General features: G+C 72.0%; 24 protein-coding genes and 1 pseudogene. 8 read left to right on the forward strand and 17 right to left on the reverse strand.

All coding sequences use genetic code 11. The annotated features are described in order from the left end of the window. Positions 1–167 (reverse strand): annotated as a pseudogene (groEL, locus tag ACIBI9_RS58740) (chaperonin GroEL); the annotation flags it as partial. A gap of 190 nt (positions 168–357) precedes the next feature. Between groEL and ACIBI9_RS58745 the strand changes: the two are divergent. Continuing rightward, on the forward strand, positions 358–969 hold the full coding sequence (locus tag ACIBI9_RS58745; RefSeq protein ID WP_397236330.1) for a TetR/AcrR family transcriptional regulator: 612 nt from the start codon (positions 358–360) through the stop codon (positions 967–969). Between the two features lie 6 nt (positions 970–975). Here the strand turns inward: ACIBI9_RS58745 and ACIBI9_RS58750 are convergent, their stop codons facing one another. The 6 genes from ACIBI9_RS58750 to ACIBI9_RS58775 all read right to left on the reverse strand — a co-directional run bounded on the left by ACIBI9_RS58750 (position 976) and on the right by ACIBI9_RS58775 (position 5,858). Continuing rightward, positions 976–2,463 (reverse strand): MFS transporter, encoded by a 1,488-nt coding sequence (locus ACIBI9_RS58750; protein WP_397236332.1) that lies wholly within the window; start codon positions 2,461–2,463, stop codon positions 976–978. A 138-nt stretch (positions 2,464–2,601) separates the two neighbouring features. After that, positions 2,602–3,153, reverse strand: a complete 552-nt coding sequence (locus tag ACIBI9_RS58755; RefSeq protein ID WP_397236334.1) for a TetR/AcrR family transcriptional regulator — start codon at positions 3,151–3,153, stop codon at positions 2,602–2,604. Between the two features lie 161 nt (positions 3,154–3,314). Beyond that, positions 3,315–3,905 (reverse strand): TetR/AcrR family transcriptional regulator, encoded by a 591-nt coding sequence (locus ACIBI9_RS58760; RefSeq protein WP_397236336.1) that lies wholly within the window; start codon positions 3,903–3,905, stop codon positions 3,315–3,317. 17 nt (positions 3,906–3,922) lie between these two features. Then, positions 3,923–4,159: a hypothetical protein gene (locus tag ACIBI9_RS58765; RefSeq protein ID WP_397236338.1), complete on the reverse strand. Its 237-nt coding sequence runs from the start codon at positions 4,157–4,159 to the stop codon at positions 3,923–3,925. A gap of 104 nt (positions 4,160–4,263) precedes the next feature. Continuing rightward, the gene (locus ACIBI9_RS58770; RefSeq protein ID WP_397236340.1) at positions 4,264–5,055 is read right to left on the reverse strand and encodes a MerR family transcriptional regulator; all 792 of its coding nucleotides are present in this window, start codon (positions 5,053–5,055) and stop codon (positions 4,264–4,266) included. After that, positions 5,052–5,858, reverse strand: coding sequence for an alpha/beta fold hydrolase (locus ACIBI9_RS58775; RefSeq protein WP_397236342.1), 807 nt, complete (start codon positions 5,856–5,858; stop codon positions 5,052–5,054). The genes ACIBI9_RS58770 and ACIBI9_RS58775 overlap by 4 nt, the downstream gene beginning before the upstream one ends. Before the next feature lie 340 nt (positions 5,859–6,198). On the opposite strand from ACIBI9_RS58775, the gene ACIBI9_RS58780 reads away from it, so the two are divergent. The 5 genes from ACIBI9_RS58780 to ACIBI9_RS58800 all read left to right on the forward strand — a co-directional run bounded on the left by ACIBI9_RS58780 (position 6,199) and on the right by ACIBI9_RS58800 (position 13,235). Beyond that, complete coding sequence (locus tag ACIBI9_RS58780) at positions 6,199–7,422, forward strand: MFS transporter (protein WP_397236344.1); 1,224 nt, start codon at positions 6,199–6,201, stop codon at positions 7,420–7,422. 146 nt (positions 7,423–7,568) lie between these two features. After that, complete coding sequence (locus ACIBI9_RS58785; RefSeq protein ID WP_397236346.1) at positions 7,569–10,424, forward strand: AAA family ATPase; 2,856 nt, start codon at positions 7,569–7,571, stop codon at positions 10,422–10,424. Positions 10,425–10,472: 48 nt separating this feature from the next. Further along, entirely contained in the window at positions 10,473–11,459 is a 987-nt protein-coding gene (locus tag ACIBI9_RS58790) for an alpha/beta hydrolase (RefSeq protein WP_397236348.1), read from the forward strand. Positions 11,460–11,512: 53 nt separating this feature from the next. Further along, positions 11,513–12,469, forward strand: coding sequence for an alpha/beta hydrolase (locus tag ACIBI9_RS58795; protein WP_397236350.1), 957 nt, complete (start codon positions 11,513–11,515; stop codon positions 12,467–12,469). A gap of 40 nt (positions 12,470–12,509) precedes the next feature. Beyond that, complete coding sequence (locus ACIBI9_RS58800; protein ID WP_397236352.1) at positions 12,510–13,235, forward strand: alpha/beta fold hydrolase; 726 nt, start codon at positions 12,510–12,512, stop codon at positions 13,233–13,235. Between the two features lie 21 nt (positions 13,236–13,256). Here the strand turns inward: ACIBI9_RS58800 and ACIBI9_RS58805 are convergent, their stop codons facing one another. From ACIBI9_RS58805 to ACIBI9_RS58835, 7 genes are all read right to left on the reverse strand, one after another. Then, entirely contained in the window at positions 13,257–14,117 is an 861-nt protein-coding gene (locus ACIBI9_RS58805; protein ID WP_397236354.1) for a LysR family transcriptional regulator, read from the reverse strand. Between the two features lie 83 nt (positions 14,118–14,200). Beyond that, complete coding sequence (locus ACIBI9_RS58810; RefSeq protein ID WP_397236356.1) at positions 14,201–15,445, reverse strand: NAD(P)/FAD-dependent oxidoreductase; 1,245 nt, start codon at positions 15,443–15,445, stop codon at positions 14,201–14,203. A 120-nt stretch (positions 15,446–15,565) separates the two neighbouring features. Beyond that, complete coding sequence (locus ACIBI9_RS58815) at positions 15,566–17,221, reverse strand: helix-turn-helix domain-containing protein (protein ID WP_397236358.1); 1,656 nt, start codon at positions 17,219–17,221, stop codon at positions 15,566–15,568. Between the two features lie 54 nt (positions 17,222–17,275). Continuing rightward, positions 17,276–17,617 carry a TraR/DksA family transcriptional regulator gene (locus ACIBI9_RS58820; RefSeq protein ID WP_397236360.1) on the reverse strand — a complete coding sequence of 114 codons (342 nt, stop codon included), beginning with the start codon at positions 17,615–17,617 and terminating at the stop codon, positions 17,276–17,278. A 31-nt stretch (positions 17,618–17,648) separates the two neighbouring features. Beyond that, the gene (locus ACIBI9_RS58825; protein WP_397236362.1) at positions 17,649–18,407 is read right to left on the reverse strand and encodes a rod shape-determining protein; all 759 of its coding nucleotides are present in this window, start codon (positions 18,405–18,407) and stop codon (positions 17,649–17,651) included. 273 nt (positions 18,408–18,680) lie between these two features. Beyond that, the gene (locus ACIBI9_RS58830) at positions 18,681–19,058 is read right to left on the reverse strand and encodes a hypothetical protein (RefSeq protein ID WP_397236364.1); all 378 of its coding nucleotides are present in this window, start codon (positions 19,056–19,058) and stop codon (positions 18,681–18,683) included. Between the two features lie 248 nt (positions 19,059–19,306). Next, a complete protein-coding gene (locus ACIBI9_RS58835) occupies positions 19,307–19,687 on the reverse strand; it encodes a winged helix-turn-helix transcriptional regulator (protein ID WP_397236366.1) in 381 nt (126 codons plus the stop codon). A 172-nt stretch (positions 19,688–19,859) separates the two neighbouring features. Here ACIBI9_RS58835 and ACIBI9_RS58840 point away from each other — a divergent pair, with 172 nt between their 5' ends. After that, a complete protein-coding gene (locus ACIBI9_RS58840) occupies positions 19,860–20,264 on the forward strand; it encodes a RidA family protein (protein ID WP_397236368.1) in 405 nt (134 codons plus the stop codon). 151 nt (positions 20,265–20,415) lie between these two features. On the opposite strand, the gene ACIBI9_RS58845 is transcribed toward ACIBI9_RS58840, so the two are convergent. After that, complete coding sequence (locus ACIBI9_RS58845) at positions 20,416–21,276, reverse strand: helix-turn-helix transcriptional regulator (protein WP_397236370.1); 861 nt, start codon at positions 21,274–21,276, stop codon at positions 20,416–20,418. Positions 21,277–21,619: 343 nt separating this feature from the next. Here ACIBI9_RS58845 and ACIBI9_RS58850 point away from each other — a divergent pair, with 343 nt between their 5' ends. After that, positions 21,620–22,582 carry an alcohol dehydrogenase catalytic domain-containing protein gene (locus tag ACIBI9_RS58850; protein ID WP_397236372.1) on the forward strand — a complete coding sequence of 321 codons (963 nt, stop codon included), beginning with the start codon at positions 21,620–21,622 and terminating at the stop codon, positions 22,580–22,582. A 280-nt stretch (positions 22,583–22,862) separates the two neighbouring features. Here ACIBI9_RS58850 and ACIBI9_RS58855 read toward each other — a convergent pair whose 3' ends face one another. Together ACIBI9_RS58855 and ACIBI9_RS58860 are read right to left on the reverse strand one after the other, a co-directional pair. Further along, complete coding sequence (locus tag ACIBI9_RS58855) at positions 22,863–23,243, reverse strand: DUF2255 family protein (RefSeq protein WP_397236374.1); 381 nt, start codon at positions 23,241–23,243, stop codon at positions 22,863–22,865. 35 nt (positions 23,244–23,278) lie between these two features. Then, positions 23,279–24,268, reverse strand: a complete 990-nt coding sequence (locus tag ACIBI9_RS58860) for an aldo/keto reductase (RefSeq protein ID WP_397236376.1) — start codon at positions 24,266–24,268, stop codon at positions 23,279–23,281. Between the last annotated feature and the right edge of the window lie 129 nt (positions 24,269–24,397).

Raw genomic sequence — 24,397 nt, forward strand, 5'->3', positions numbered from 1 at the left:
ATGGAGACACCGTCGTTGGTGATCGTGGGGGCGCCCCACTTCTTCTCCAGCACGACGTTGCGGCCCTTGGGGCCCAAGGTCACCTTGACGGCGTCAGCGAGCTGGTTCATGCCGCGCTCGAGACCGCGCCGGGCGTCCTCGTCGAACGAAATCATCTTCGAAGCCATGTTCTCTCCTGCTCACGATGGGGGATTGCCGGGACGGCGCCCGCGACGGACGGCCCGCAGGCACGCGGACCTCGCCGTCCCGGCGGTTGGCACTCTCCAGGGATGAGTGCCAGGCGTGCCCCGCACTCTACCCACAACTTGCGTGCCACGCACATAGTGCGCGCCACGCAATATCGGATAGAGTCATGCCATGAACGACGACGCCGTGGACCTCCGGGCCCGCAACAAGCAGGCCACCCGGGAGGCGATCAGCCATGCCGCCCTGCGCCTGGCCATCGAGCAGGGGCCCCACGGGCTGGCCCTCGTCCGCGTCCATGACATCGCCACGGCCGCGGGCGTCTCCCCCCGCACGTACAACAACTACTTCTCCAGCAGGGAGGAGGCGATCTGCGCCTTCCACGCCGACCAGGCGAGGCGCGCGGGGCAGGCGCTGCGGGCCCGGCCCGCCGGAGAGCCGCTGGACCAGGCCGTCATCGCGGCCGTGGTCGAGCTCTACACCGATCCCGAGCCCGACCGGGCCGGGCTGCGCATGATCATGTCGACACCGGCGCTGGAGGGCGAGGCGCTGAAGACGTTCACCATGGCGGAAGGGCCGCTCGCCGAGGCGATCGCGACGCGTACCGGCACCGACCCCGGGCGTGACCTGTTTCCCGCCGTCGTGGCCGCCGCGGTGGCGGGCGCCATCCGGGTGGCGGGGCGGCGCTGGCTGGAGCCCGGCAACACCGACTCGTTCGCGGCCATCCTGCGCCGCGCCCTGTCCGTCGTCCTGCCTGCCGCGCCGCCCGAAGGGCCCCGCGGGTAGGGGCGCTCAGTGCTGCGCCGAGGCCAGATCCAGCCGGGCGGGGGTGCGCCACCAGACGGCCACGGCCGCCAGCAGCATGAGGACGCCGCCGTACAGGCTGGTCGTCCGCAGCGATTCGGTGAAGGCGAGCATGGCCTGGGCGGCCAGGTCGGAGGAGCCGAGCGCGCGGGCGGCCGCCAGCGCGCCGCCGAGCGACTCGCGGACCGCGTCGGTGGCGCCCTCGGGCAGCTCGGCCCGGTAGAGGGCGGCGGCCAGGCTGCCCAGCACCGCGACGCCGAAGGTGCCGCCGATCTCGTACGAGGTCTCCTCGATGGCGGCCGCGCTGCCCGCCTTGTCCGCCGGGGCGCCTGACATGATCACGGCGGAGGCGATGGCCAGCGAGCCCATGCCCGCTCCGATCAGCAGGATCGACACGGCCACCCACAGGTAGGTCGTCGGGGCGATCCAGAGCACCACGAAGCCGAGCGCGCCGATCACCAGCCCGCCGGCCAGCACCGTACGCGCGCCGATCCGGGCGGCCAGGGCCGGTGCCAGCGGCGAGAGGACCGCGGAGCCGACCGCCATGGGCAGCATGGCCAGGCCCGTCTGCAGCGGCGAGTAGCCCTGGACCAGTTGGGCCCACTGGACCATGAGCAGCATCATGCCCGCCATGGCGATCGAGGTGGTGAAGGCGGCCAGGGTGCCGGAGGTGAAGGCGCCGCCGCGGAACAGCCGGATCTCCAGGAGGGGGTCGGAGCGGCGCAGGCACCGCCGTACGAACCAGGTCAGAGTGATCGCGGCCAGGACGGCCGCGACGGCGGTCCAGGCGTCCAGGCCCTCGGTGGCCACGTGCTTGATGGCGTAGACCAGGGCGATCATGCCGACCATCGACAGCACCGTGCCCAGGGCGTCCCAGCGGCCCGGGCAGGGGTTGCGCGACTCGGGCAGCAGGAGCAGCCCGGTGACGACGGCGACGGCCATGATCGGTACGTTCACCAGGAACGCGGCGTGCCAGCTGAAGGCCTCCAGCAGCAGCCCGCCAACGATCGGGCCGAGCGCCCCGCCCACCGCCGCCATCGCCGCCCAGACGCCAAGCGCGGTGGCCCGCTCGCGGGCGTCGGTGAACAGGTTGCGGATCATCGACAGGGTCGACGGCATGATCGTCGCACCGCCGACGCCGAGCAGCGCCCGTACGGCGATCACCTCGGCCGGGCTGTCGGCCCACAGCACGGCGACGGAGGCCAGGCCGAAGAGGGCGAAGCCGGAGATGAGCATGCGCTTGCGCCCCCAGCGGTCGCCCAGCGCGCTGACGGCCACCAGCAGGCCCGCCACGACCAGGGAGTAGATGTCGATCATCCACAGCAGTTCGACCGCGCCCGGTCGCAGGTCGGCCGAGATCTGCGGGAGTGCCACGTTGAGGATGGTCATGTCCATCGTGATCAGCAACAGGCTGGCCGACAGGACGGCCAGCGCCGCCCAGCGTTTGGGGTTCAGCTCGGTCACGGTGTTCGTCATGAGGGTCCTCCGAAGAAAAGGGGCGACGGGGGTGGAGGCGCAGGGTCACGCGGCCGGCCCCGGCGACCTGGGCGATGCCGGTCGTCGGGGTGGCTGGGCACGTACGGGGGGTGGAGGACGCCTGCTCGGGCTCCCGCTTCAGCCGGCGTCGGCGTCCTCCGCCGCCACCAGCTTGAGCAGGCGGTCGTGGAGAGCCTTCCTGACCGGCTCGGGCAGGGGGGTCGTGCTCGTGGCCCGCCACATCCACAGCCCGTCGACGGCCAGCTGGGCCAGGAGCAGGTCGATGTCGCGGGGGTCGGTCGAGGTGGGTGGCGGGGTCCAGCGGCCGATGAGGTCGTCCCACACCTCGGCCAGCTCAGGCGTGGTGACCGACTCGACCATGAACGCGAGGTCCGCCTTGCTCGCCGAACCGTGCGTGCCCACCCGTACGTAGGCCTCGACGGCCTCCTGCGGCGACGCCTCCGCCAGCGGCTTGCCCAGCTCGGCGACGAGCTGGGCCTCCCACGCGTCGGTCAGATGCCTCTGGATCGCCACCAGCAGCTCGTCGCGCGTGCGGAAGTGGTACATGAGCCCGCCCTTGGTCACGCCGGCCTCCTCGGCCGCCGACTCCAGGGTCAGGGCGGTGATGCCGTCGCGCTCCGTCACACGGATGGCGGCGTCCAGGATCCGGGTCCTCTGGCTCGGTCGCATACCCGTAACTGTACCATCCAGAAGGTACAGTTACTCACCGACGCGGCAGCCCCGAACGCCGCGGCCGGACATTGGGCGCAGCCACGCAACCGACGAGATCACCCCGGGGCGCCCGGGCCTGCACCGCGCGCGTACTGGCGCAGGCTCGGGCGGAGTCGAGGTCAGTCGGGGCGCAGGGCCTTGAGGGTGAGGTCGACGAGGGCGTCGGCGTACTCGGGCGTGAGCGGGCCCGAGCGGTGCAGCCAGCGCTGGAACAAGGGGGCGTACAGAAGCTCCAGGGCCAGGTCGAGATCGGCGTCGTCGGCGACCTGACCGGCGCGCTGCGCGCTGCGCAGCCGGGCCTTCTTGGCCTCGTCGACCGGCCCCGCCAGCTTCTCGCGGTACTGCGCGGCGAGGTCGGGGTCGTTGATGATCTCCGTGTTGAGCGCCCTGATCGGCGCCTCGAACCCCGGGTCGGCGAACTCGGCCACCGTCGCCCGCATCACCAGCTTGAGATCGGCCTCGATGTCGCCCGTGTCGGGCAGCGCGATGCTGTCGCCGACCTGGCTGAGGGCGAGGAAGGCGTCGAAGATCACCGCCCCTTTGGAACGCCACCAGCGGTAGATCGTCTGCTTGCCGACGCCCGCGCGGGCGGCGATGGCCTCGATCGAGACCTTGGCGTATCCCATTTCGGAGACCAGCTCGCGGGCCGCCTCGAGGACGGCCTGCCGGGAGCGCTCGCTGCGGCGGGCGGGGTCGGGTTGCTTGGACATGCGGCTCAGCATAACAGTCAGACGAGACGACACGTTCCGTCTCGATTTTGAACCCCGGCAAGCACTCGGGTCATACGCGTCACTCGACAGTGTGCGCGAGGATAGCGGTGGCCCGGGTCCTCGTGCACCTCCGGCGGCAGCGTGCGCACGACGATCATCAACCGCGCCCCCGGGATCCGCTCGGCGATGATCGCGCCGTGACCCGGCTTGACCGGCTCGTGGCTGCCCTCGATGACCAGCGTGGGCGCCTTCACCGCGCTCGCCTGTTCGGTGAAGCGCCGGGCGCCGCGCGAGCGAGCGCTCCGCCTGGCACCAGCGCACCCGCGAGGGCATGGCCATGAAGACGAGGCCCCAGGGTTCAGCCAGTCGGAGTCTGGGACGCGAGGTCGATGCCGGCCGAGCGCATCCTTGCCTCGACCAACACATTCAGCCGAGCCCAGGCCGGCTTCTGCTCTTCTCCGTGGTGGCTGAGCAGGCTGTACCGGATCGCGCCGTCGGTGCGGGCCTGGAGTCCGGCCGGGACGGGCAGCAGGGAGGGGTGGGCGAGATAGTAGTCGGCCAGGGCTGTGGCGAGTTCGTCAACCCGGGGGTCGTCCGGCTCCCACTCGGCGGCACGCCACATGCGCTTGATCAGGGAGACGTAATGAGGGTCGTCGAGGGCGCGCTCGACCCGGGAGACATAGTCGTCGAAGCCCTCAGGCACCAGGGCCCTGATCAGCACCAGGCCCTCACGGGCCATCGTCACGTCGTCCGGGGTGAAGCCGAAAACGGCGGCCGCCTTGTCCAGCTTCGCGAGAAGGTGGTAGGGCAGCAGTGCCCGGTCGCCGGTGGCGAGCCGGTGCAGCATGTCACGTCGCGCGATCAGATCGTCGATCCGATCGTTGAGGCGCCGTTCGACGTCGACGAGCGCGGCGGCGAACCGGTCAGGATCGGCGTCGAGTATCGCCCCGATTTCGGCCAGCGGTACGCCGGCGGCGGCCAGCGTGCGGATCTGGACCAGCCGCAGCAGGTCGGCCGATCCGTAGCGCCGGTAGCCGGAGCTGTCGCGGCGGGGTTCGTCGATCAGGCCGTGCTTGTGGTAGTGCCGCACGGTCTTCACCGTGACGCCGGCGAAGGCCGCCGCCTGGCCGATCGTGATGCCGTCCGTCATCTGCTCAGCGGGCCTCGTGATCGTGGGGTGCCGGCGAGTTCGCGAGCCGCGTCGGCGACGGCGCGGAAGTCCTTGCGCAGCATGTTGCCGTGGTTGCCGGCGACCTTCGCGCTCACCTTGATGTTCGGGTTGCGGGCGAGCACCGGGTCGAGGGTGGCGCGCATCTGTTCCATCTCCTCCCGGCTGCCTCCGAGGTTGGCGCCCGTGGCGACCACGTACCGGACGGGGAAGGTCACACCGTCGAGGACCGGGCCGAGGGCGGCGCAGATCTCGATGAGTTCGATGTTGCTCTCGGCGTGCTCCTCGACGGACATCTTCGCGCACAAGTGCAGGGGACGCAGCACCGGAAACAGCCAGCCCCACCGGCGGAACAGCCCCCGGATCCGTTCCGGGGTGACGGTGTCGGTCCAGCCGTGCGGATACGCGCCGTCCACGGACACCACCCCCAGGACGCGGTCCGGATTCCGGCCGGCCCAGTGCAGCGCGACCGGCGCGCCGTAGGACCAGCCGACCAGCAGCGGCCGGTCCACGCCCCTCGCCGCGAGGACGGCGTCGACGTCACGGACGTTCGCCTGGAACGAATAGTCCGCCGAACGCCTCGATCGGCCGCGGGCCCGCATGTCGTAGGTGATGTGCCGGTAGTCGCCGCCGAGTTCGGCGATGACGCGCCGCCAGTACGACTGGGTGGCGAACTGGCCATTGAGGTAGACCAGGCAACGGCCGGGCCCGCCGGTGTCGGTCACGGCCAGCGCGGTGTCGTCGACCGGCACCATGCCGGTCCAGGTGGAGCTTAAGTCGGTCACCCGATCAGCGTGCACCCTGACCCAAGGTCAAGGTCAAACCCCCCAGGGTGACACCCCGGCAACGGTCACGGGGTGACACTGGGGGACCGATGTTCCGCACCGGGCGGCGCGCCCACGTCGCCCTCGGCGCCGCATCTGGGTGGATCACAGGCGACGACGCGGCCAGGTCGTCAGCCGGGGAGCCACCCTGCGCCCTGCGCCACGCTCATCTCTCTTGGAGATGACAGTCATCGCTGATTATCGCTTTGAGAGAGGAAGCGTGCGCGCAGGCCGGCTGTTGGAGGCGACACGAGGGATCCCGAAGCCCTCGATGAACCGCTTTCATCCCTGAGAGGTTCCTGTGACCGCTTCCGTCCAACCCCAGACCGGCCAACGGATCGCGTCGCCGGCGGCCGCGCCGTCAGGATGGCTCGTCGCGCTCCTGGCCGTCGCCACCGGAATGACCGTCGCCAACCTGTACTACGCACAGCCACTGCTGTCCGCGCTGAGCGCGTTCTTCACGATCAGCACGGCCGCCGCCGGCGGGCTGATCACCGCCACCCAGATCGGCTACGTGGCGGGCATGCTGTTCCTCGTCCCGCTGGGCGACCGCGTCGAGAAGCGGCGGCTGGTCACGATCCTGCTGTCCGTCACCACACTGGCGCTGCTGGTGGCGGGAACCGCTACCAGCTTCCCGATCCTGCTGGCCGCCTCACTGATCGCCGGAGGAACCTCGGTCGTCGCCCAGATCCTCGTCCCCTTCGCCGCGAGCCTCGCCCCCGACCACGCCCGCGGGCGCGTCGTCGGACGGGTGATGAGCGGCCTGCTCACCGGCATCCTGCTGTCGCGCACCCTGAGCAGCCTGGTCTCCCAGGCGGCCGGCTGGCGCGTCGTGTTCCTGGGCTCGGCCGTCCTGATGGCCGTGCTGGCGCTGGCGCTGCGCTCGGCCCTCCCCCGCCACGCCCCCAGCACGAACGCGTCGTACGCCCGGCTGCTGCACTCCATGGTGCTGCTGGTGCGTACCCACCCGGCGCTGGTGCGGCGCGGCGTGTACCAGGCGGCGATGTTCGGCGCGTTCAGCGCCTTCTGGACCACGGTCTCGTTCGTGCTGACCGGCCCCGGCTTCCACTACTCGGGCTTCGGCGTGGGCATGTTCGCCCTGGTCGGAGCGGCCGGAGCGGCCGTGGCCCCGTTCGCGGGACACTGGGCCGATCGCGGGCTGGTGCGCCCGATGACCGCCGTGGCGATCGCCGCCGCCGCACTGGCGTCCGGGCTCGCCGGACTCGGCCGGCACAACATCCTCCTGCTGGCCGTCGCCGCCATCCTGCTCGACATGGCCGTGCAGACCACGCTCATCCTCGGCCAGCACACCATCTACCGGCTGGACGCCGGCGCACGGGCACGGCTCAACAGCGTCTACATCGCCACGTTCTTCGCCGGAGGCGCCTTCGGCTCCCAAGCCGGCTCGATCATCTACCACGCCTACGGCTGGACCGGCGTCACCGTCCTGGGCGCCGCGCTGCCCGTCCTCGCCCTGCTCTACTGGGCCACCGAAGGCCGCGCCAGTGCCCGCACCGCGTCGTGACCGGGCGAGGCGGGCCGCGTCCCCGGATGAACGATCACGTCCGACACGAAAATCACCCAAAGCATCAGTAACTGGCAGAATAAGGTCGCCTGCTTGGACAGCCGGTTGAGAGGCGCGGCAGGCATCGGTACGACGGGGGACACACCATGGATGAGCCGATGGTCGCCACCGGTCGGGGTTCTTCCTGGCCGGGGGTGCGCATCGACGGCGCGAGCGAGGGACGCGGGATCCCGCACCCGCCCGGCCCCCCCGCGGCGCTGGTAGGCCGGCGGGCCGAGATCGCCCACATCCTGGACGCGATCGACGGAGGCCGGAGCGAGCCGCGGACGATGCTGCTGCTCGGGGAGGCCGGCACGGGGAAGACGGCGCTGCTGGCGGCCGCGGCCGACCACGCGCGAGGGATCGGAAGCCTGGTGCTGACCTCGCGCGGCTGTGAGGCCGAGGTGGAGCAGTCGTTCGCCGCCCTGCACCAGTTGCTCGTTCCGCTGCTGCCCGAGACGGGCGATCTTCCCGAACACCAGCAGGAGGCGCTGAAAGCGGCGTTCGGGATCGTCGCCGCCACCCGGCAGCACGACCCGATGCCGCTGCGCCTCGGAGTGCTGAACCTCCTGGCCGGCGCCTCCCGGAGCCGGCCCGTCCTGCTGATCGCCGACGATGTGCAGCACTTCGACCGCGACTCGCGCGACGTCCTCGGTTTCGTGATGCGCCGCCTGGCGACCCACGCCGTGACGGTGCTGCTCGCGGCACGGGGCCACACACCTCCGGACGGCCTCAATCCGGACCTGCCCGTGCTGTCCCTGGCGCCACTGAGCCGCCGGGCGGCCGCGCACCTGCTGGACGCCCAGCCGGAGCCGCCCACCGGCCGGGCCCGGATCGGCCTGCTCGAGCAGGCCGCCGGAAACCCCCTGGCCATCATCGAACTGTCCCGAGCCGTACGAGCAGGGCAGGCGGTGCCCGGCGGCGGGCTGCCGCAGACCCTGCGCATCCAGGAGATGTTCGCCGCCCAGCTGCGCGCCCTGCCGGCCGGTACCCGGCGGCTGGTCCTCTACGCGGCCGCCTCCTCGGACCACGAGGACCTGGAGACCATCATGGCCGCGGCCGGCGCCGGATCGGATCTCGGGGTGTGGGCGCCCGCGGAGGACGCCGGTCTCATCACCATCGCGGGCGCCCGGGTCGCCTTCCGGCATCCGCTCGTGCGTACGGCCTCGTATGACGGAGCCCCGGCGCACCTGCGCCGGCAGGTGCACACCGACCTCGCGGCCGTCCTCGACGCCGATCCCGCGCGCCGGGCCTGGCACCTGGCCGCCGCGTGCCTGCGGCAGGACGAGTCCGTCGCGGCGGCGCTGGAGGACACCGCGGAGCTCGCCGAACGGCGTGGCGGCTTCTTCGCGGCGGCACGGGCGCTGGAGCGGGCCGCCGAGTGCAGCCCGGGCGCCGCGGACCGGGCGCGGCGGTACGCCAAGGCGCTGCGAGCCGCCCAGAACGCCGGCGACCCCTCGTGGGTACGCGAGCTGTACGACAAGGTCACCGCGCTGACCGGAGACCGAGACCTGCTGGGTGTCGCGGCCTGCGGCGCCGGCATCGCCCTGTCGCTGTCCGGCCACCAGCGGCAGGGGTTTCAGGTGCTGATGAGCGCGCTGGAGCCGGATCCGCCCAAGGACGGCATGACGGTGCTCGCCCTGGCCGCCGTGCTGCAGGCGGTCGCCTTCCAGTCCGGCCTGCCCGAGGTGAGGCGGCCGATCGCGGCCCTGCTCGACGGGCTCGAGGCCGGGAGCCGCGACACGCCCTACTCCGAGCTGACGACGAGCGACGCCTTCGAGGCGGTCCGGGCCGTGGCCCTGGCCGGTGCCGACCCCGTCCGGGCTCCCGAGCTGCTGCGGCGGATCCGCCGCCGCACCAGCACGCCGGAGCCACCGACCGGCGTCGCGGACATGACCCGCCTGCACGCGGCCGGCGCGATCGCCTGGTACGCCGACGAGTCCGAACTGTGCGTGGAGTCATTCCGGCAGGCCTACGCCCTGCTCACCGCGTACGGCTCCATGGGCAACGCCGCGCCCACGCTCGCGGCGATGGGCTCGGCGCTGATCGACACCGGACGGTGGGCGGAGGCCGAGGAGCATCTGGAGGAGACCGCGACGCTGGCGGCCGTTCAGAAGCTGAGGCATCTGGAGATCGACGTCGAGGCGCTGCGGATGACCCTGCGAGCCCTGCGCGGGCAGCCCGACGACATGCCGGCCGACCTCGCCTGGACGGCCGTGGGCCTGGAGGAGAACCGTGCCACCCATGCCCGCCTGCTGCGCGCCGCCGGCACGGGCGCCGCGGCGGCGGGCGACTTCGACGCAGCGTTCCGCCACTTCCGGCTGCTGTTCGGCGAGGATGGCGTACCCCTGCACTATTTCCTGTCACCCCGGTCGGTCGTCGACCTGACCGCGGCCGCCCAGCGGACGGGCCGGCAGGAGGAGGGGGCGCGCGTCGTCGCGGCGGTGCGCGCCGCGCTCGGCGAACGCCCGACGACCCGGATGACGCTGCTCGTGCACCACGCCGCCGCGCTGACCGGTGACCCCAAGGACGCCGAGCACCACTTCCGGCTCGCCACGGTGAACCCGGCGGGGGAACAGTGGCCGCTGGCCCGGGCGCAGGCCCGGCTCCACTACGCGCAGTGGCTGCGCAGGAAACGGCGGCCCCTGGACGCCCGCCCGCTCCTGGCCACGGCGCTGGAGTCGTTCACCCGGCTCGGCGCCTGCGGCCTGGCTGACGAGGCGCGCGCAGAGCTGCGGGCCAGCGGCGTCGCCGCCGCGCCCGCCCAGGCTGACCCGCTGGCGGAGCTGACCGCCCAGCAGCGCCAGATCGTACGGCTGGCGGCGCGGGGACTGCGCAACCGGGAGATCGCCGAGCAACTCATGTTGTCTCCCCGCACGGTCGGCTCCCACCTCTACAACGTCTATCCGAAACTGGGCGTCAGCAGCCGTCACCAGCTCCGCGACCTCTTCGACGACCTGTGACCACCGGCGCATACGATCGGCACACTCGGCGAGCGAAAGGTGAGGGACGTGGGAACTGACCCCGCCACGGACAGCGGCGCCTGCGAGGGGCCGGCCGTCGTCCTCGATCCCCTGGTCCAGAGGCTCGTCGACGCCTCGGCGGCACCGCCGTACCTGCATCAGCTCGGCCCGGTCGACGGCCGGCAGGCGCTGCTGGAGACCCAGGATCACCAGCGCGACGACTTCGACGTGGAGGCCGGGTTCCAGGTGGCGCCGGTGGGGCCGTCCGGGCTCGCGGGCTTCTGGGTGTTCCGGCCGGCCCGGCCGACCGGCCCCCTCCCGGTGGTCGTCTACGTCCACGGGGGCCGCTGGATGCTGGGCGACGCCCGGACCCACGCCCGGATGATCTGCGAGCTCGCCGCCGCCAGCGACGCCGCGTTCGTGGTCCCCGAGTACACGCGGACGCCCGAGGCACGCTACCCGGTCGCCGTCGAGGAGTCGTACGCGGTGCTGACCTGGGTGGCCGAGCACGCCGCCGACCTGGAGCTGGACGGCCGGAGACTGGCGGTCGCCGGCGACTGCGCGGGCGCCACCATGGCCACGGCGCTCACCATGATGGCCAAGCGGCGCGGCGGGCCGCGCATCCGGGCCCAGCTGCTGTACTACCCGATGACCGACCCGCGCTGCGACACCGCCTCGCAGCGGCAGTTCGCCTCCGGCTACCTCCTGACCAGAGCGGCGCTGGAATGGTACTGGCAGCAGTACACCGACGACGAGCACGAACCCACCGCCGCGCCGGCACGGGCGACCACGGCGGACCTCGCGGGGCTGCCGCCCGCTCTGATCGTCTCCGCGGAGGCCGACGTCGTCCGGGACGAGGGCGAGCAGTACGCGCGCCGGCTGCTGGAGGCGGGCGTGCCCGTCACCTCGGTCCGGTACCTGGGAACCGTCCACGACTTCGCGTCGCTCAACCCGTTGCGGGACAGCCCGCCGGCGCTGGCCGCCGTCCGGCAGGGCGGCCTGTTCCTCAAGGACGCCCTGGCAGCCCGGCGCTGACCTCAGTCAACTTACTGATGCGTCCAGGCGGCCGGATTGCGATGCTGACCTGTATGTCCGATATCAAGCCCGTTCTCGAAGAGGCCGCACAGGCGTTCACCGAGGCGACCAAGAACCCGCCGTTCCTCTACGACCTCGGCCCGGTCGAGGGACGCAAGGCCGTCGACTCCGTCCAGGACGGCGACGTCCCCGTGCCGGACGCCGACATCGAGGACCTCACCATCCCCGGCGGCCCGTCGGGCGAGGTCTCCATCCGGATCTTCCGGCCGGCCGGCGCCCAGGGCACCCTGCCCGTGGTCCTGTACATCCACGGCGCCGGCTGGGTGTTCGGCAACGCCCACACCCATGACCGGCTCGTCCGGGAGCTCACCGTACGGGCCCAGGCCGCGACGGTCTTCGTGAACTACAGCCTCTCCCCCGAGGCGAAGTACCCCACCGCGATCGAGGAGGTCTACGCCGCGCTGCAGTGGATCTCCGAGCACGGGGCCGAGCATGACCTCGACCCGGCCCGCATCGCGGTGGCCGGCGACTCGGTCGGCGGCAACATGACCGCGGCGACCACCATCCTGGCCAAGCGGCGCAACGGGCCGAAGCTGGCCGCGCAGCTGCTGTTCTACCCGGTCACCGACGCCAACTTCGACACCGGCTCCTACGAGCAGTTCGCCACCGGCTACTTCCTCAGCCGCGACGGCATGAAGTGGTTCTGGGACCAGTACACGACCGACCCCGCCCAGCGAGCGGAGATCACCGCCTCGCCGCTGCGCGCGAGCCTGGACGAGCTCGCCGGGCTGCCGCCGGCGCTGGTCATCGTGGCCGAGGCCGACGTGCTCCGCGACGAGGGTGAGGCGTACGCCGCCAAGCTGCGCGCCGCCGGCGTGCCGACCACGGCCGTGCGCTACCAGGGGATCATCCACGACTTCGTCATGGTCAACGCGATGCGCGACACGTACGCCGCGAAGGCGGCCACCCAGCAGGGCGGCGAGTTCCTCCGCGACGCCCTGCGCGCGTGAGCGCCCCCGACAGCGTACCCCTGATCAAGGAGACCTCCCCATGACGGAAAGCACCACCCCCACGGTCGTTCTCGTGCATGGCGCGTTCGCCGACGCCGCCAGCTGGACCGGTGTCATCGCCGAACTGCAGGCGCACGGCATTCCCGTGGTGGCCCCGCCCAACCCGCTGCGCGGCCTGGCCTCCGACGCGGCGTACATCGCCTCCGTGGCCGCCCAGATCGACGGCCCCGTCGTGCTGGTCGGCCACTCCTACGGCGGCGCGATCATCACCGTGGCCGGCGCGACGGCCAACGTCGTCGGCCTCGTCTACGTCGCGGCGTACGTGCTCGAGGACGACGAGAGCCTCGGCGAGCTGCAGGGGCGTTTCCCGGAGTCGCCGCTGGGCGCCAACCTGCGTCAGTCGGCCTACCCGGTCGAGGGCGCCGAGCCTGCGGTCGAGGTCACGATCGCTCCCGAGGCGTTCCCGGAGATCTTCGCCGCGGACGTCCCCACCGAGGTCACCAAGGTTCTCGCGGTGGCGCAGCGACCGCTGGCCGCGGGGGCGTTCACCGAGACCGCGGCCACGGCGGCCTGGCGGACGAAGCCCTCCTGGGCCCTCGTCGCCACCGCCGACCAGGCGATCAACCCCGAGGTCCAGCGGTTCGGCGCCAAGCGGGCGGGCGCGATCGCCGTCGAGGTCGAGGGCGCCTCGCACGCCGTCGCGGTGTCCCGTCCCAAGGACGTGGCCGACCTGATCCGCGAGGCGGTCCGGGCCACCTCGGCCTGACGTACCCGCAGGCGGCGGGGATCAGGTGATGTGCCGGAGCAGCGCCGCGACCGCCGGCGGCGCCTCTCCGCGGGGCCGGACCACCATGACCTTCCACCTCGGCGCGTGCTGGGCGAAGCGGTGGACGGTCAGGTCCGGGAACCTCGCCGCGATCGACTCCGGCATGATGCACACGCCCAGGTCGTGGCGGACGAGCTCGGACGCCGCCACGATGTCGTTCACCTCGAACGTGGTGGCGCGCTCGACCAGGGCCGCGCGGAACGCCTGGTCGACCGAGTGCCGGATCGCCCAGCCGGGCGCGAAATCCACCAAGGGCAGGCGGGCCGCGTCGGCGAGCGTCACCGGCCCGTCCCCGGCCAGTTCGCGTCCGGCCGCACTCACCAGCACCATCTCCTCCCGCGACAGCAGCCGGGTCACCAGGCCCCGCTGCTGCTGGCGGTCCAGCGCGACCACCGCGAGGTCCACGGCGCCCTCGCGCAGCGCCTGCCGGATGTCGACGACCGCGGCCTGCCGCAGCCGCACCACGACGCCGGGATGCTCCTCGCGCAACCTGGCCAGCGCGCGATGCAGGTCGGCCCAGACCCCCTGCATCGTGCCGACGGTCACCCGCCCTCGCAGCTGTCCCCGTACGCCGTCGACCACCGTACGCGCCTGCTCGGCGGCCCGCAGCGCCGCCCGCGCGGCCGGGATGAAAGCCTCACCGGCCGCGGTCAGGGCCACCCGGTGGGTGGTGCGGTCGAACAGCGGAGTCCCCAGGTCGCGCTCCAGCGCGCGTACCGTGCTCGAGACGGCCGACTGGACGACGTGCAGACGCTGGGCCGCCGCCGTGAACCCGCCCTCTTCGGCGACCGCGACGGCCACCTCCATCTGACGCAGCTCCACATCGCCCTCCCCGGCCACGGACGGTCATCTCGAAAGGAGATGACGCTCGCCATCGATTATCACCGGGCGCGGCCGGATCGGCCTCAGCGGAGGGGGTCGAAGTCGGCCAGGGCAGCGGGTTGCTTGCCGGTGGTGATCTGTTCGGCCAGCAGCCGTCCCGTGATCGGGCCGTGGGCCAGGCCCCACATGCCGTGCCCGCCCGCCACGTAGACGGTGGGAGCCACCGTCGCGCCGATGAGCGGCCGTCCGTCCGGGGTGACGGGGCGGGGCCCCACCCAGACGTCGGTCCGCTCCTCCCAGTGCACACCCCGCAGCAGCGGACGGGCGGAGGCGATGATGGCCTCCAGCCGGGCGGGCACCTGCGGGGCGTCCGGATCCCGGAACTCCATGGTGCCCGCCACCCGCAGCCTGCCCTGGTACGGCGTGCACGCCACACGTACGCCGGGCAGGTAGACGGGGCCGGGGACGGGATGGTCGACCGGCACGGTGAAGGAGTAGCCGCGGCCGGCGCGCACCGGGACGCGCACGCCCCACTGCCGGGCCAGCCGGGGCAGCCACGCGCCGGTGGCGAGCACCACCGCGTCGGCGGACAGGACGGTGCCCTTGGCCGAGCGGACGATCACCTTCCTGTCATCGGTACGCACCTCGTCGACCTCGACGGCGTACACGGTCGCGCCGCGTCGCATGACGGCCTTGCCCAGGGCGTGCACGAAGGCGCCCGGGTCGACGTAGCGCTGGCCGTCGATCCGCACCCCTGCCCTCAGTGCGTCGCCGGCGAGCGGGACGTGCTCGGTGAGCCGGTCGCCGTCCAGCACGGTGTGGTCGACCCGCTGCCCGACCGCCTGGAGCCTGCGCAGCTCGCGCAGCAGCCCCTGGGCCTGGTGCGGCGTGCGGAACGCGGCCGTGATCGGCGCCGCGACGACCGGGGCGGACACGCCGTCGGCGGCGAGCACCTCGTAGGCCTCGACGCATTCGTCGTTGAGCGGCACGTTGGCGCGCGCGGCGCGGGTCCAGGACCGCCAGTGGCTGTTGGCGGCGAAGCGGGCCAGGAACCTCCACAGGCCCGGGTCGAGGCTCGCCGGCACGTGCAGCGGCGCGGCCGGGTTGAGCAGCGAGAGCAGGCCGTAGCGCAGGACGGCGGGCTCGTTCAGCGGGATGGCCAGGCCCGGCGCGATCCATCCGGCGTTGCCCCAGGACGCGCCGGCCGCCACTCCCCCGCGGTCCACCACGTCGACCTGGACGCCGCGCTCCTGCAGGAACCACGCGGTCGACAGGCCCACGATGCCCGCGCCCACCACGATCACCGATCGCGGCCAGTTGCCGACCATGCCCAACCTCCAACGGGACGAATGACGGGGTGTCGCAGTCAGCATGGCCCTGGCGGCGGCCGGCGGCGTTGTGGGCGAGCGACAATCGCAGCGCCGCCGTTGTCGATCCGGCACAACGTGTCAGTGGCGGGGCTCGTCCTCGATCGCGGCCAGCATGATGATCATGGCGAGACGCTTGCGGCCGTCGTTCAGGTCCAGCGGAACGAGCTCGTCCATCTTGCGCAGCCGGTTGCGCACGGTGTTGGGGTGCACTCCGAGCCGCTCGGCGGCCAGGGCGAGGTCGCCCTGGCTCATCAGCCAGGCCCGCAGCGTGGCCACGAAGCGCGTACCGTGGCCGGTGTCGTGCCGCAGCAGCGTGCTCACCGGCCCGCGGGCCGGAGTCCGGCCGGTACGCGCCGCCGCGCGCAGCCGCCGCAGCAAGATGTCGTCCCAGGACTCGTCGTAGGCGGGCGGGACGGCGCCGGGCCCGGCGCTCTCGTGCAGCGCCAGGCACTCGTCGGCTTCCTGGCGGGCGGCGGGCAGTTCCGCGACCTCGGCGGGGGCGCCGATCCCGGCCGCGACGCGTACCTGAGCGGGCAGTTCGCGGTGCAGGGCGACGATCCACTGCCGGGCCGCATCGGCGTGCTCGGCCGGGATCACGGTATAGAGCGTGTCGCCGAGCAGCGCGCTGCGGCCGGGCCTGGACCAGCCGAATCCGGTGGTCGCCTGCTCGAAGGCGAGCAGCAGCGCGGCGTGGCGATCAGGGGTGTGCGCACGGACGGCGATGACCCGCATCGGCTGCGGCGCCAGGCCCAGCCGGCTGATCACCGTCTCGGCGTCGGAGCTGCCCTCCAGCAGCCGGATGACCAGGTCCGACTCCACCTGCCGCTCCAGGTCGGCGCTGGCCCGGGAGCGCAGCAGGTGCAGCGCGACGGTGCGCGCGCCGTCCGCCAGCGCGCGCAGATGAGCGCCGGTCAGCGGGCGCTCGCAGGTCACCCACACCCAACCGAGCAGCTCGCGGCCGGCCCGTGCCGCCACCGCCATCCGCCCGGTCAGGCCGTGCCCGGGATCGGCGGGGACGAACACCGGCTCGTCCGTCGCGGCCAGCCGGGCGAACACTCCCTGCTGCTGGAACAGCTCGCGCAGCCGGTCGGGGACGCGCCGGGCGAGGATGGTCTCCAGCCGGGCCGGGTCGCCTGCCTGCTGGGAGCGGGAGTAGGCCAGCACCCGCGAGTGCCGGTCCTCGATGGTCACCGCCCCGCCGATGACGTCGGCCAGGCTGTCGGCCAGGGCGAACAGGTCGGTCGGGCCGCGTCCGGAGGCGGTCTCGCGGCTCTCCAGCACCAGCCCGTACACCACGCCGGCGAGCTGGCTCCACGAGACGGCGGGGTCGGCCAGCAGGACGGCCACCCCATGCCGGTCGCCGAGCGCGGCGGCGTCCCGCTCGACATCCGCGCCGCTCCCGCCTCCCGCACCGCTCCCGCCTCCGGCACCGCTGCCACCTCCGGCACCGCTCCCGCCTCCGGCACCGCTGCCACCTCCGGCACCGCTCCCGCTTCCGGCGCCGGTGGCGGCGGGGCGGACCAGGACCGCTGTGGCTCGGGACGCGGCGGCCCACTGCACCGCCTCGGCGATCGACGTGGCGCCGACGGCCAGGAGCAGGTCACCGGCGGCGTGGCGGTCGGTGGCATCGGGCATCGCCACGCTGCGCAGCCACGCCGAGCGTGCCTCGGGACGGCCGCACAGCCGCACGCCGTACCCGCCGAGCACGTTCACCAGGCGGTCCAATGTGATCATGTTCAACTCCGGGTCGGCGGAAGGGAGCGGGCTGCCCCGCTCCCTTCCGGGGTGTCAGGCGGCCTCGTGCCGCCGCTGGCAGTCGATGCAGTTGCGGGCCAGCGGCCGGACCTTGAGCCGTTCGAACGGGATGGCCGCCTGGCAGCCGGCGCAGCGGCCGTAGATGCCGGCCACCAGCCTGTCGTAGGCCTGGGACAGCTCGGCGACGGCGCGCTCGGCGGCGGTGATCGAGATGACCAGCTCCTGCCACGTGTCGTCGGCGCCGCTGCCGTCCTGCTCCTGCGCCCGCAGCCCGTCCAGGTGCCGCCTGCGCTGCTCCAGCTGCTGCTGCAGGTCCTGGCGCAGCGACTGGAGCTGCACGCTGCTGAGGTGTGAGGTCGCGTGGTCGTCGGTCATGATGGAACGTCCTTTCTGCGAAGGGAACAAGTCAGCGGGCGCTCAGGCCGAGGCCTTCGGCCAGAGCCGGCTGCAGGCACAGGCGCATCAGGCCGCGGATGGTGGCGTGCTGCGGCCGGGGCGCCACGTTGATCGGCAGCCGCAGCGCGGCGCGCAGGCCGCTCAGCAGCTGCTCCTGACGAGCGCCGCCGCCGGTGACCACCAGGCCCCGGGAGCGCGAGGCGGTCGGCAGGCGGCGTAGCAGGGCCGCCGTCATGTCGACGACGCTTTCCAGCGCGTACGACGGCAGCCCCGCGGCGGTGGTGGCGCTGAGCTGGAGGGCGACCGCGTCGACGACGGCCCCGTCACTGACGGCCACGGCCTCGACGATGCCCGCCCCGACGTCCAGCACCAGGCAGGGCCGGGGATCGAGGACGTCCAGGCCGACGCCGACGGCGGCGGCCAGCGGCTCCTCCACCAGCGTCACCTCGCACCCGGCGATCTCGGTCACCGCGGCGTGGACCGCCCGGCGATCGCCCGGCGACGCCGCCATCGGCACCCCGGCCAGGACCCGCGCCGGCGGCCGGCCGTCGTAGAGCCGGGTGTCCCGCAACACCAGGCGCACCAGCCGAAGGCAGGCGCCCGGGTCGGCCACCATGCCGTGCCGGATGGGCCGCACCACATCCGGCACACCGGAGGCTCGACTCATGATCGCCGACGGCCGGTCGGCGATGGTGTGCCCGCTCAAGGCCAGCGATCGGGTACGCGCGGTGCCCAGGTCGAGCGCCACCAGGCGCCGCGTCGAGCTCATTCCGCACTTCCACGTGCCGCCGGGCGGGGCCGCATGACAAGCGCGGCCGGCCCGGGCCCGCGCACGGATCTGACGAACGGCATGACGATGATCAGCTCCTAGCCGACGTCGAGGGAAAGACAGGTGGCCCTGTCACTTCTCCTGCCACAGGGATGATCGGCGGACGTCTCCAGGCGCGACGGCACGCAGGAATCCGGCGTCGGCGGACAGCGTGGGCGCGCGGTCAGACTCCGTGGCGCGTGTGGCCGCAGAGCCCGACGGGGAAGACGTCGGCTAGATGAGCGGCGGGCTGCGCGATCCCGCGGTGCGGTGCGCCAGCTGCTGAGGATCGCGGAGCGCGTCCGCGTCCGAACCCGCTGACGGCAGCAGCGCCAGATGGGCGAGCTCGCCGTGGCGTTCGCCACGCAGCGGTGGCCACAGCGACAGCACGTGGTGCTCGCGGACGCCGCTCGCCTGCGGCGGCAGGCTAGAAAGGTCGGTGTCCCATCCGCCCAGGCTCCACGCCGGGCCGGAGAACTCTTGCACAACGACGGGACCACTCGCCCTGCCCGAAGCGCCGGTCAGCATCAGCGCCACCAGGGACAGCAGGACCAGGACCATCACGCCGACCAACGCGATGGACCTTTGTGGTGTTCTCCACGGTCCCGTCATAGGGCCGACCATAGCCCACACCACCGGAAAAGGCATGTCAGGCCATCACCGGCGGCATATGCGCCCGCGTCAAGGCACAACGGCCGGCACTTCCCCACCGTGACCAAGGACCTGGCCGTCACCCGCACCGAAACCACGGCCATCGAGCAGGCCCGGGCCGGCGCCATGAAACATCTGGGCGGGGTACGCGGGGACGAAAAGCGGACGCTGTGTCGGGCAGTGCCCCGCGTCCCCGCCTCTGTGAGCTGTCAGGCGTCGAAGCTGCGGCGGGCGCCCTCGATGTGACCGAAGTACTGGTGGGTCCAGCCGCAGATCAAGTCGACCGTGGCGCGCAAGGCCTGGCCCGGCTCGGTGAGGGTGTACTCGACCCGTGGCGGCACGGTGGGGTACACCTTTCGCTCGGCCAGGCCGTTGCGCTCCAGCATGCGCAGGTTCTGGGTGAGCATCTTGTGGCTGATGCCCTCGACCTCGTCCCGTAGCTCGCTGAAGCGCAGGGTGCGCTCACCGAGAGCCTCGATGATCAGCAACGCCCACTTGTTGGCGACATCCGAGAAGATCTCCCGCGCCAGGGAGTCCGCCCGCCGCAGATCCGCTTCATCGGTCGAGCCGCTGAACTGCTTGGTCACCATCTGGTTCCCCAGTCACTGGAAAGTTCGTTCTTCCACGTCAACAAACACTCTCCTATGGTTTCTCAGTAACTGCAAGAGACCACGGGAGCGCTGTCCGGCGGACGCGGGCCCATGGGCCGCACATCGTCTGCCTTGCGCTCCCCCGACGTAATAATGACCGATAGGAAATCTCATGGCTGTCTCGCTCATCAACCCTGACAAGCATGTCCGAGTCCCGATCTATCACCACGTCGCGGTGGCGACGGGTAGCAGGCAGGTCCACATCGCGGGACAAGTCGCCTGGGACGAGAACGGCGAGCTCGTGGCACCGGGCGACCTCACCGGACAGGTCGCCCAGGTCTACCGCAACGTCGCCAAGGCGCTCGACGCGGCAGGAGCGACGTTCCACGACGTCGTCCGCTTCACGTGGTACGCCGCAGGCTGGAAGAGAGAAATGTACGACGCCTTCAACGCGGGAATCGAACAGGCGGCCCTCGAGTTCGATATCGCCACGCCGCCGCTCGCGCTGATCGGGGTCGAGATCCTCTTCGAGCCCGGCATCCTCGTTGAGGCCGAGGTCACCGCGATCATCGATTGAGGGGCGTAATGCGCTGCGCAGGTCGCACACCGGGGCGCGTCCACCACCCGCGCTCTCGAACAGGAACGCGGCTTCTACGACCGCAGCGCCCTGTGGCCCGCTACCCCCAGCTCTACAGCCGCAGTGGGCGGGACGGGCGCCAGCGCCGGATTCATTTCTCGGGACCCGCTTGAGCGGCAGGCGTGTCCTCGGCCGTGGCAGACCAGCTCATCAGGAGCTTGAGGCCGTCCTCGGAGGCGCTGCCGGGCTCGGCGCTGTAGGCGATCACGGTCAAACCGTCGTCGCCGGGCAGCTCCATCGCCTCGTGCGCCAGGTCCAGCTCGCCGACGTCGGGGTGCCGGATCCGCTTTCTCCCGTCCAGGTAGACGTGCACGTCGTGGTCGGCCCACAGGGTGCGGAAGGCGTCGCTGCGGGTGGCGAGCTCGCCGACGAGGTTCGACAGCTCGCGGTCGTGCAGGTTCCTGCCGGCCTCGACCCGCAGCGCCCCGACGCTGTTCCTGGCGATGCGTTCCCAGTCGACGTAGAACCGTGTCGCCCGGGGGTCGAGGAAGATGAACCGCATGATGTTCACCGGTTCCACCGCGCCGGCGTACATCTCCGAGAACAGTGCGCGACCGAGCGGATTGGCCGCCACGACGTCGAAACGGTCGTTGCGCACGAACGCGGCCACTCCGGTCAACGCGTCGATGATCCGCCGCACGCTGGGCCGTACGGCCGGCTGGACAGGCTTGCGTCGTCGGGCGGTGGCGGTGTTGGCCGCGCGGGCGAGGTCGAACAGGTGCGCCCGCTCCGTCTCGTCGAGCTGAAGGGCACGGGCGACCGCGTCCAGGACGCTTTCGGAGACTCCGCCGAGGTTGCCGCGTTCCATGCGGATGTAGTACTCGACGCTGACCCCGGCGAGGATCGCGACCTCGCCTCTGCGCAATCCGGTCACCCGGCGCTTGCCACCGGCGATCAGGCCGGCCTGCTCAGGCGTGATGTTGGCGCGCCGAGACGTGAGAAAGGTACGCATTTCAGCGCGGTGGTTCACATGTCCAGCGTAGGTGTGCCGCAGCGCGCCTGGGGGTCACTGTCGGTACCCCTCTCAGCGGTGCCTCCCACATCGCGGCCGTAGCCGGTTGCATGGTGACGGCCCACTTCAAGGACCGACCGATGCCGAGCGCTTCGGCCATGGGAGGAAGGCCCGCACTTGCGCCGTTCGCGGTCGAGGGGCGTCCCGTGCCGCCGGCAGCCGGGTGATCCGCTATCTCTTTCCCCGTACGGGTCCCTCCCATGAAGGAATCCGCACCTGGTGCGGGCAGTGCCCGAGAGGCGCTGGTCTGCGTCGTCATTCCACAGAGGAGACCGTGACTGTCATGAAAGCCATCGGAATAACGGAGTTCGGCGGCCCTGAGGTGCTGCGCGTCCTGGATCTTCCGATGCCCGAGGCAGGGCCGGGCGAGATCCGGATCCGCGTACACGCGGCCACCGTGAACCCCGTCGACGCCATGGTGCGCCAGGGAATGGCGTTCGTGCACGACGCCGAGCCGCCTTACGTTCCGGGTATGGAGGCCGCCGGTGTGGTCGAGCAAGTCGGCGACGGCAAGGACCGGGGCCTGAGTGTCGGCGATCGCGTGATGGCCGTCTCGGTCGTCTCCGGGACCCACGGCGCGTACGCCGAGCATCTGGTGGTACCGGCCGAGTCGGTCGTCCGGATTCCGCGCGGGGCGAGTGAGGTCGAGGCCGCGACCCTGCCGATGAACGGCCTGACGGCCCGCATGGCTCTGGATCTGCTGGCGATTCCCGCGAACGGCACCGTCGCGATCACCGGCGCGGCTGGAGCGGTCGGCGGCTACGCCGTGCAGCTGGCCAAAGTGGACGGTCTGCGTGTCGTGGCCGACGCGGCGCCGCAGGACCAGCAGCTGGTCAGCGACCTGGGGGCGGACGTCGTGCTCCCCCGCGGGGCGGACTTCCAGGAGCTGGTGCGCAAGGAGGTGCCGAACGGCGCCGACGGGCTCATCGACGCCGCTCGCCTGGGCGAGGCCGCCGCCCGGGCGGTGCGCGACGGCGGACGGATCTCCGGTTTCGGGGGCCGGGACAGCACCGGCGAACGCGGCATCCTCACCAAGGCCGTCTACGTGCCCGCGTACGCGCGTGACGCCTGCTACGACGCCGGCGACGGCAACATCTTCGTCGACGGCTACTACCGCGGCACCGCCACCTCAGGCCGCGAGGTCGAGGTGCGGTTCACCCACCACTGGACCGTACGCGACGGCAGGCTCGCCGTGCTGCGCCAGGTGGCTGACAGCCACGTCGCACGCGAGACCGTCGGAATGTGACGAGCGTCCCCCGATGGCCTTGGCACAGGTCTCGGCGGCCGAGCGGAAGATCACCGCACGGCGCCGGGACGACGTCAACGCTCTGCCAGGCGTCGGCTCGCCAGTGGGTGCGGCGGTCGCTTCCGGCTTGGTCGTCAGGACGATGGCCGGTGGCGGGCCGTCGTCGTGGGTGGGACCGGTGAAGCCGATGGCCTGCGGCAGGTGCGGGCGGTGGCCGCACCTGCCGAACGGCCGGCGCCGGCGATCGACGGCCACTACGCGTGACCGGCGGTGCCGTCAGTCATGGTCGTGGCAGGAGCTTGAAGGTGGTGGCTCGGGCCTGGGCGGCGACCATGGTGGCGACATAGGTGCCGCCGTAGCGGCGGTACTTGGTGCGGTAGGCCGCGTCGATCCGGTCGTTGACGCCGGGATCGTTCTCCTCGGCCAGGGCGACGTCCTTGTCGATGCCGCCTGCGGTGATGTGGGCGTGGTGGCTGGCTCGGGCGGTCCGGTACCAGGTGCCGTCGGTGCCCCGGTAGGAGCGGATGTAAAGATCGTCGCCGTCACGGACGATCCAGATGGGCACCGGCGTGCGCGGCGTGCCGTCGTCGCGGACGGGCGCGATCTGCAGCTCGTCCGCTGTGCCGATACGGGTGAGCTCGTCGCTGGTCCATGAAGCCATGACGAAGGTCCTTTCCTTGCGGTGGTGACGGTCGGTCACAGGCCGGTCATGCGTTCGAGGTGTTCGGGGTAGCGGGCGCCCTGGATGTCGATCTTGGCTGCGGCGGTCTCGATCTGTTCCAGGTCCTCGGTGGTGAGCTCGACGCGGGCGGCGCCGATGTTCTCCTCCAGGCGCTCCAGCCGCCGGGTCCCGGGGATCGGGACGATCCAGGGGTGCTGGGCCAGCAGCCAGGCCAGGGCGATCTGGGCGGGTGTGGCGCCCTTGCTCCGGGCGATGGCGCCCAGGAGGTCGACGAGTGCCTGGTTCGCCTTCCTCGCCTCTGGGGTGAAGCGCGGGATGCTCGCGCGGATGTCGGTGCTGTCGAAGGCGGTGGCCTCATCGACCTTGCCCGTGAGGAATCCCTTGCCGAGCGGGCTGTAGGGGACGAAGCCGATGCCGAGTTCCGCCAGGACGGGGAGGACCTCCTGTTCGGGCCTGTGCCACCACAGGGAGTACTCGCTTTGCACGGCGGTCACGGGCTGGACGGCATGGGCGCGGCGGATGGTGCCGGCGGCTGCCTCGGACATGCCGAAGTGCCGGACCTTTCCCGCCTGGAGCAGCTCCTTGACCGCTCCGGCGACGTCCTCGATCGGCACATCGGGGTCGACGCGGTGCTGGTAGTACAGGTCGATCACCTCGACGCCCAGCCGCTGGAGCGAGCCGTCGACGGCCTGCCGGATGTGCTCGGGCCGGCTGGACAGCCCGATCTGGCGGCCGTCGGCGTCGAAGGCGAATCCGAACTTGGTGGCGATCACGACCTGATCGCGCACGGGGGCGAGGGCTTCACCGACCAGCTGCTCGTTGAGGAACGGCCCGTAGACCTCGGCGGTGTCGAAGAACGTGACGCCGCGCTCCACCGCTGCCCGGACAAGCGCGATCATCTCCTGCCGGCTGCCCGGGTTGGGGCCGTAGCCATGGCTCATGCCCATGCAGCCAAGGCCGATCTCCGAGACCTCGAGGTCACGTCCGAGAATTCGGGTGTTCATGGCCATCTCCTCCGTTGATCGTTCACCGCTGCCGGCCGGTTCGGCGGTCGTCTGTCGCACCGCAGCGGCGCAGGCGCCCTCGCGGGTGGAACAGCGCTACGACGCCGCCAGAGCGGTCATGGAAAATGA

The organism is Nonomuraea sp. NPDC050451 (genome assembly GCF_044458585.1).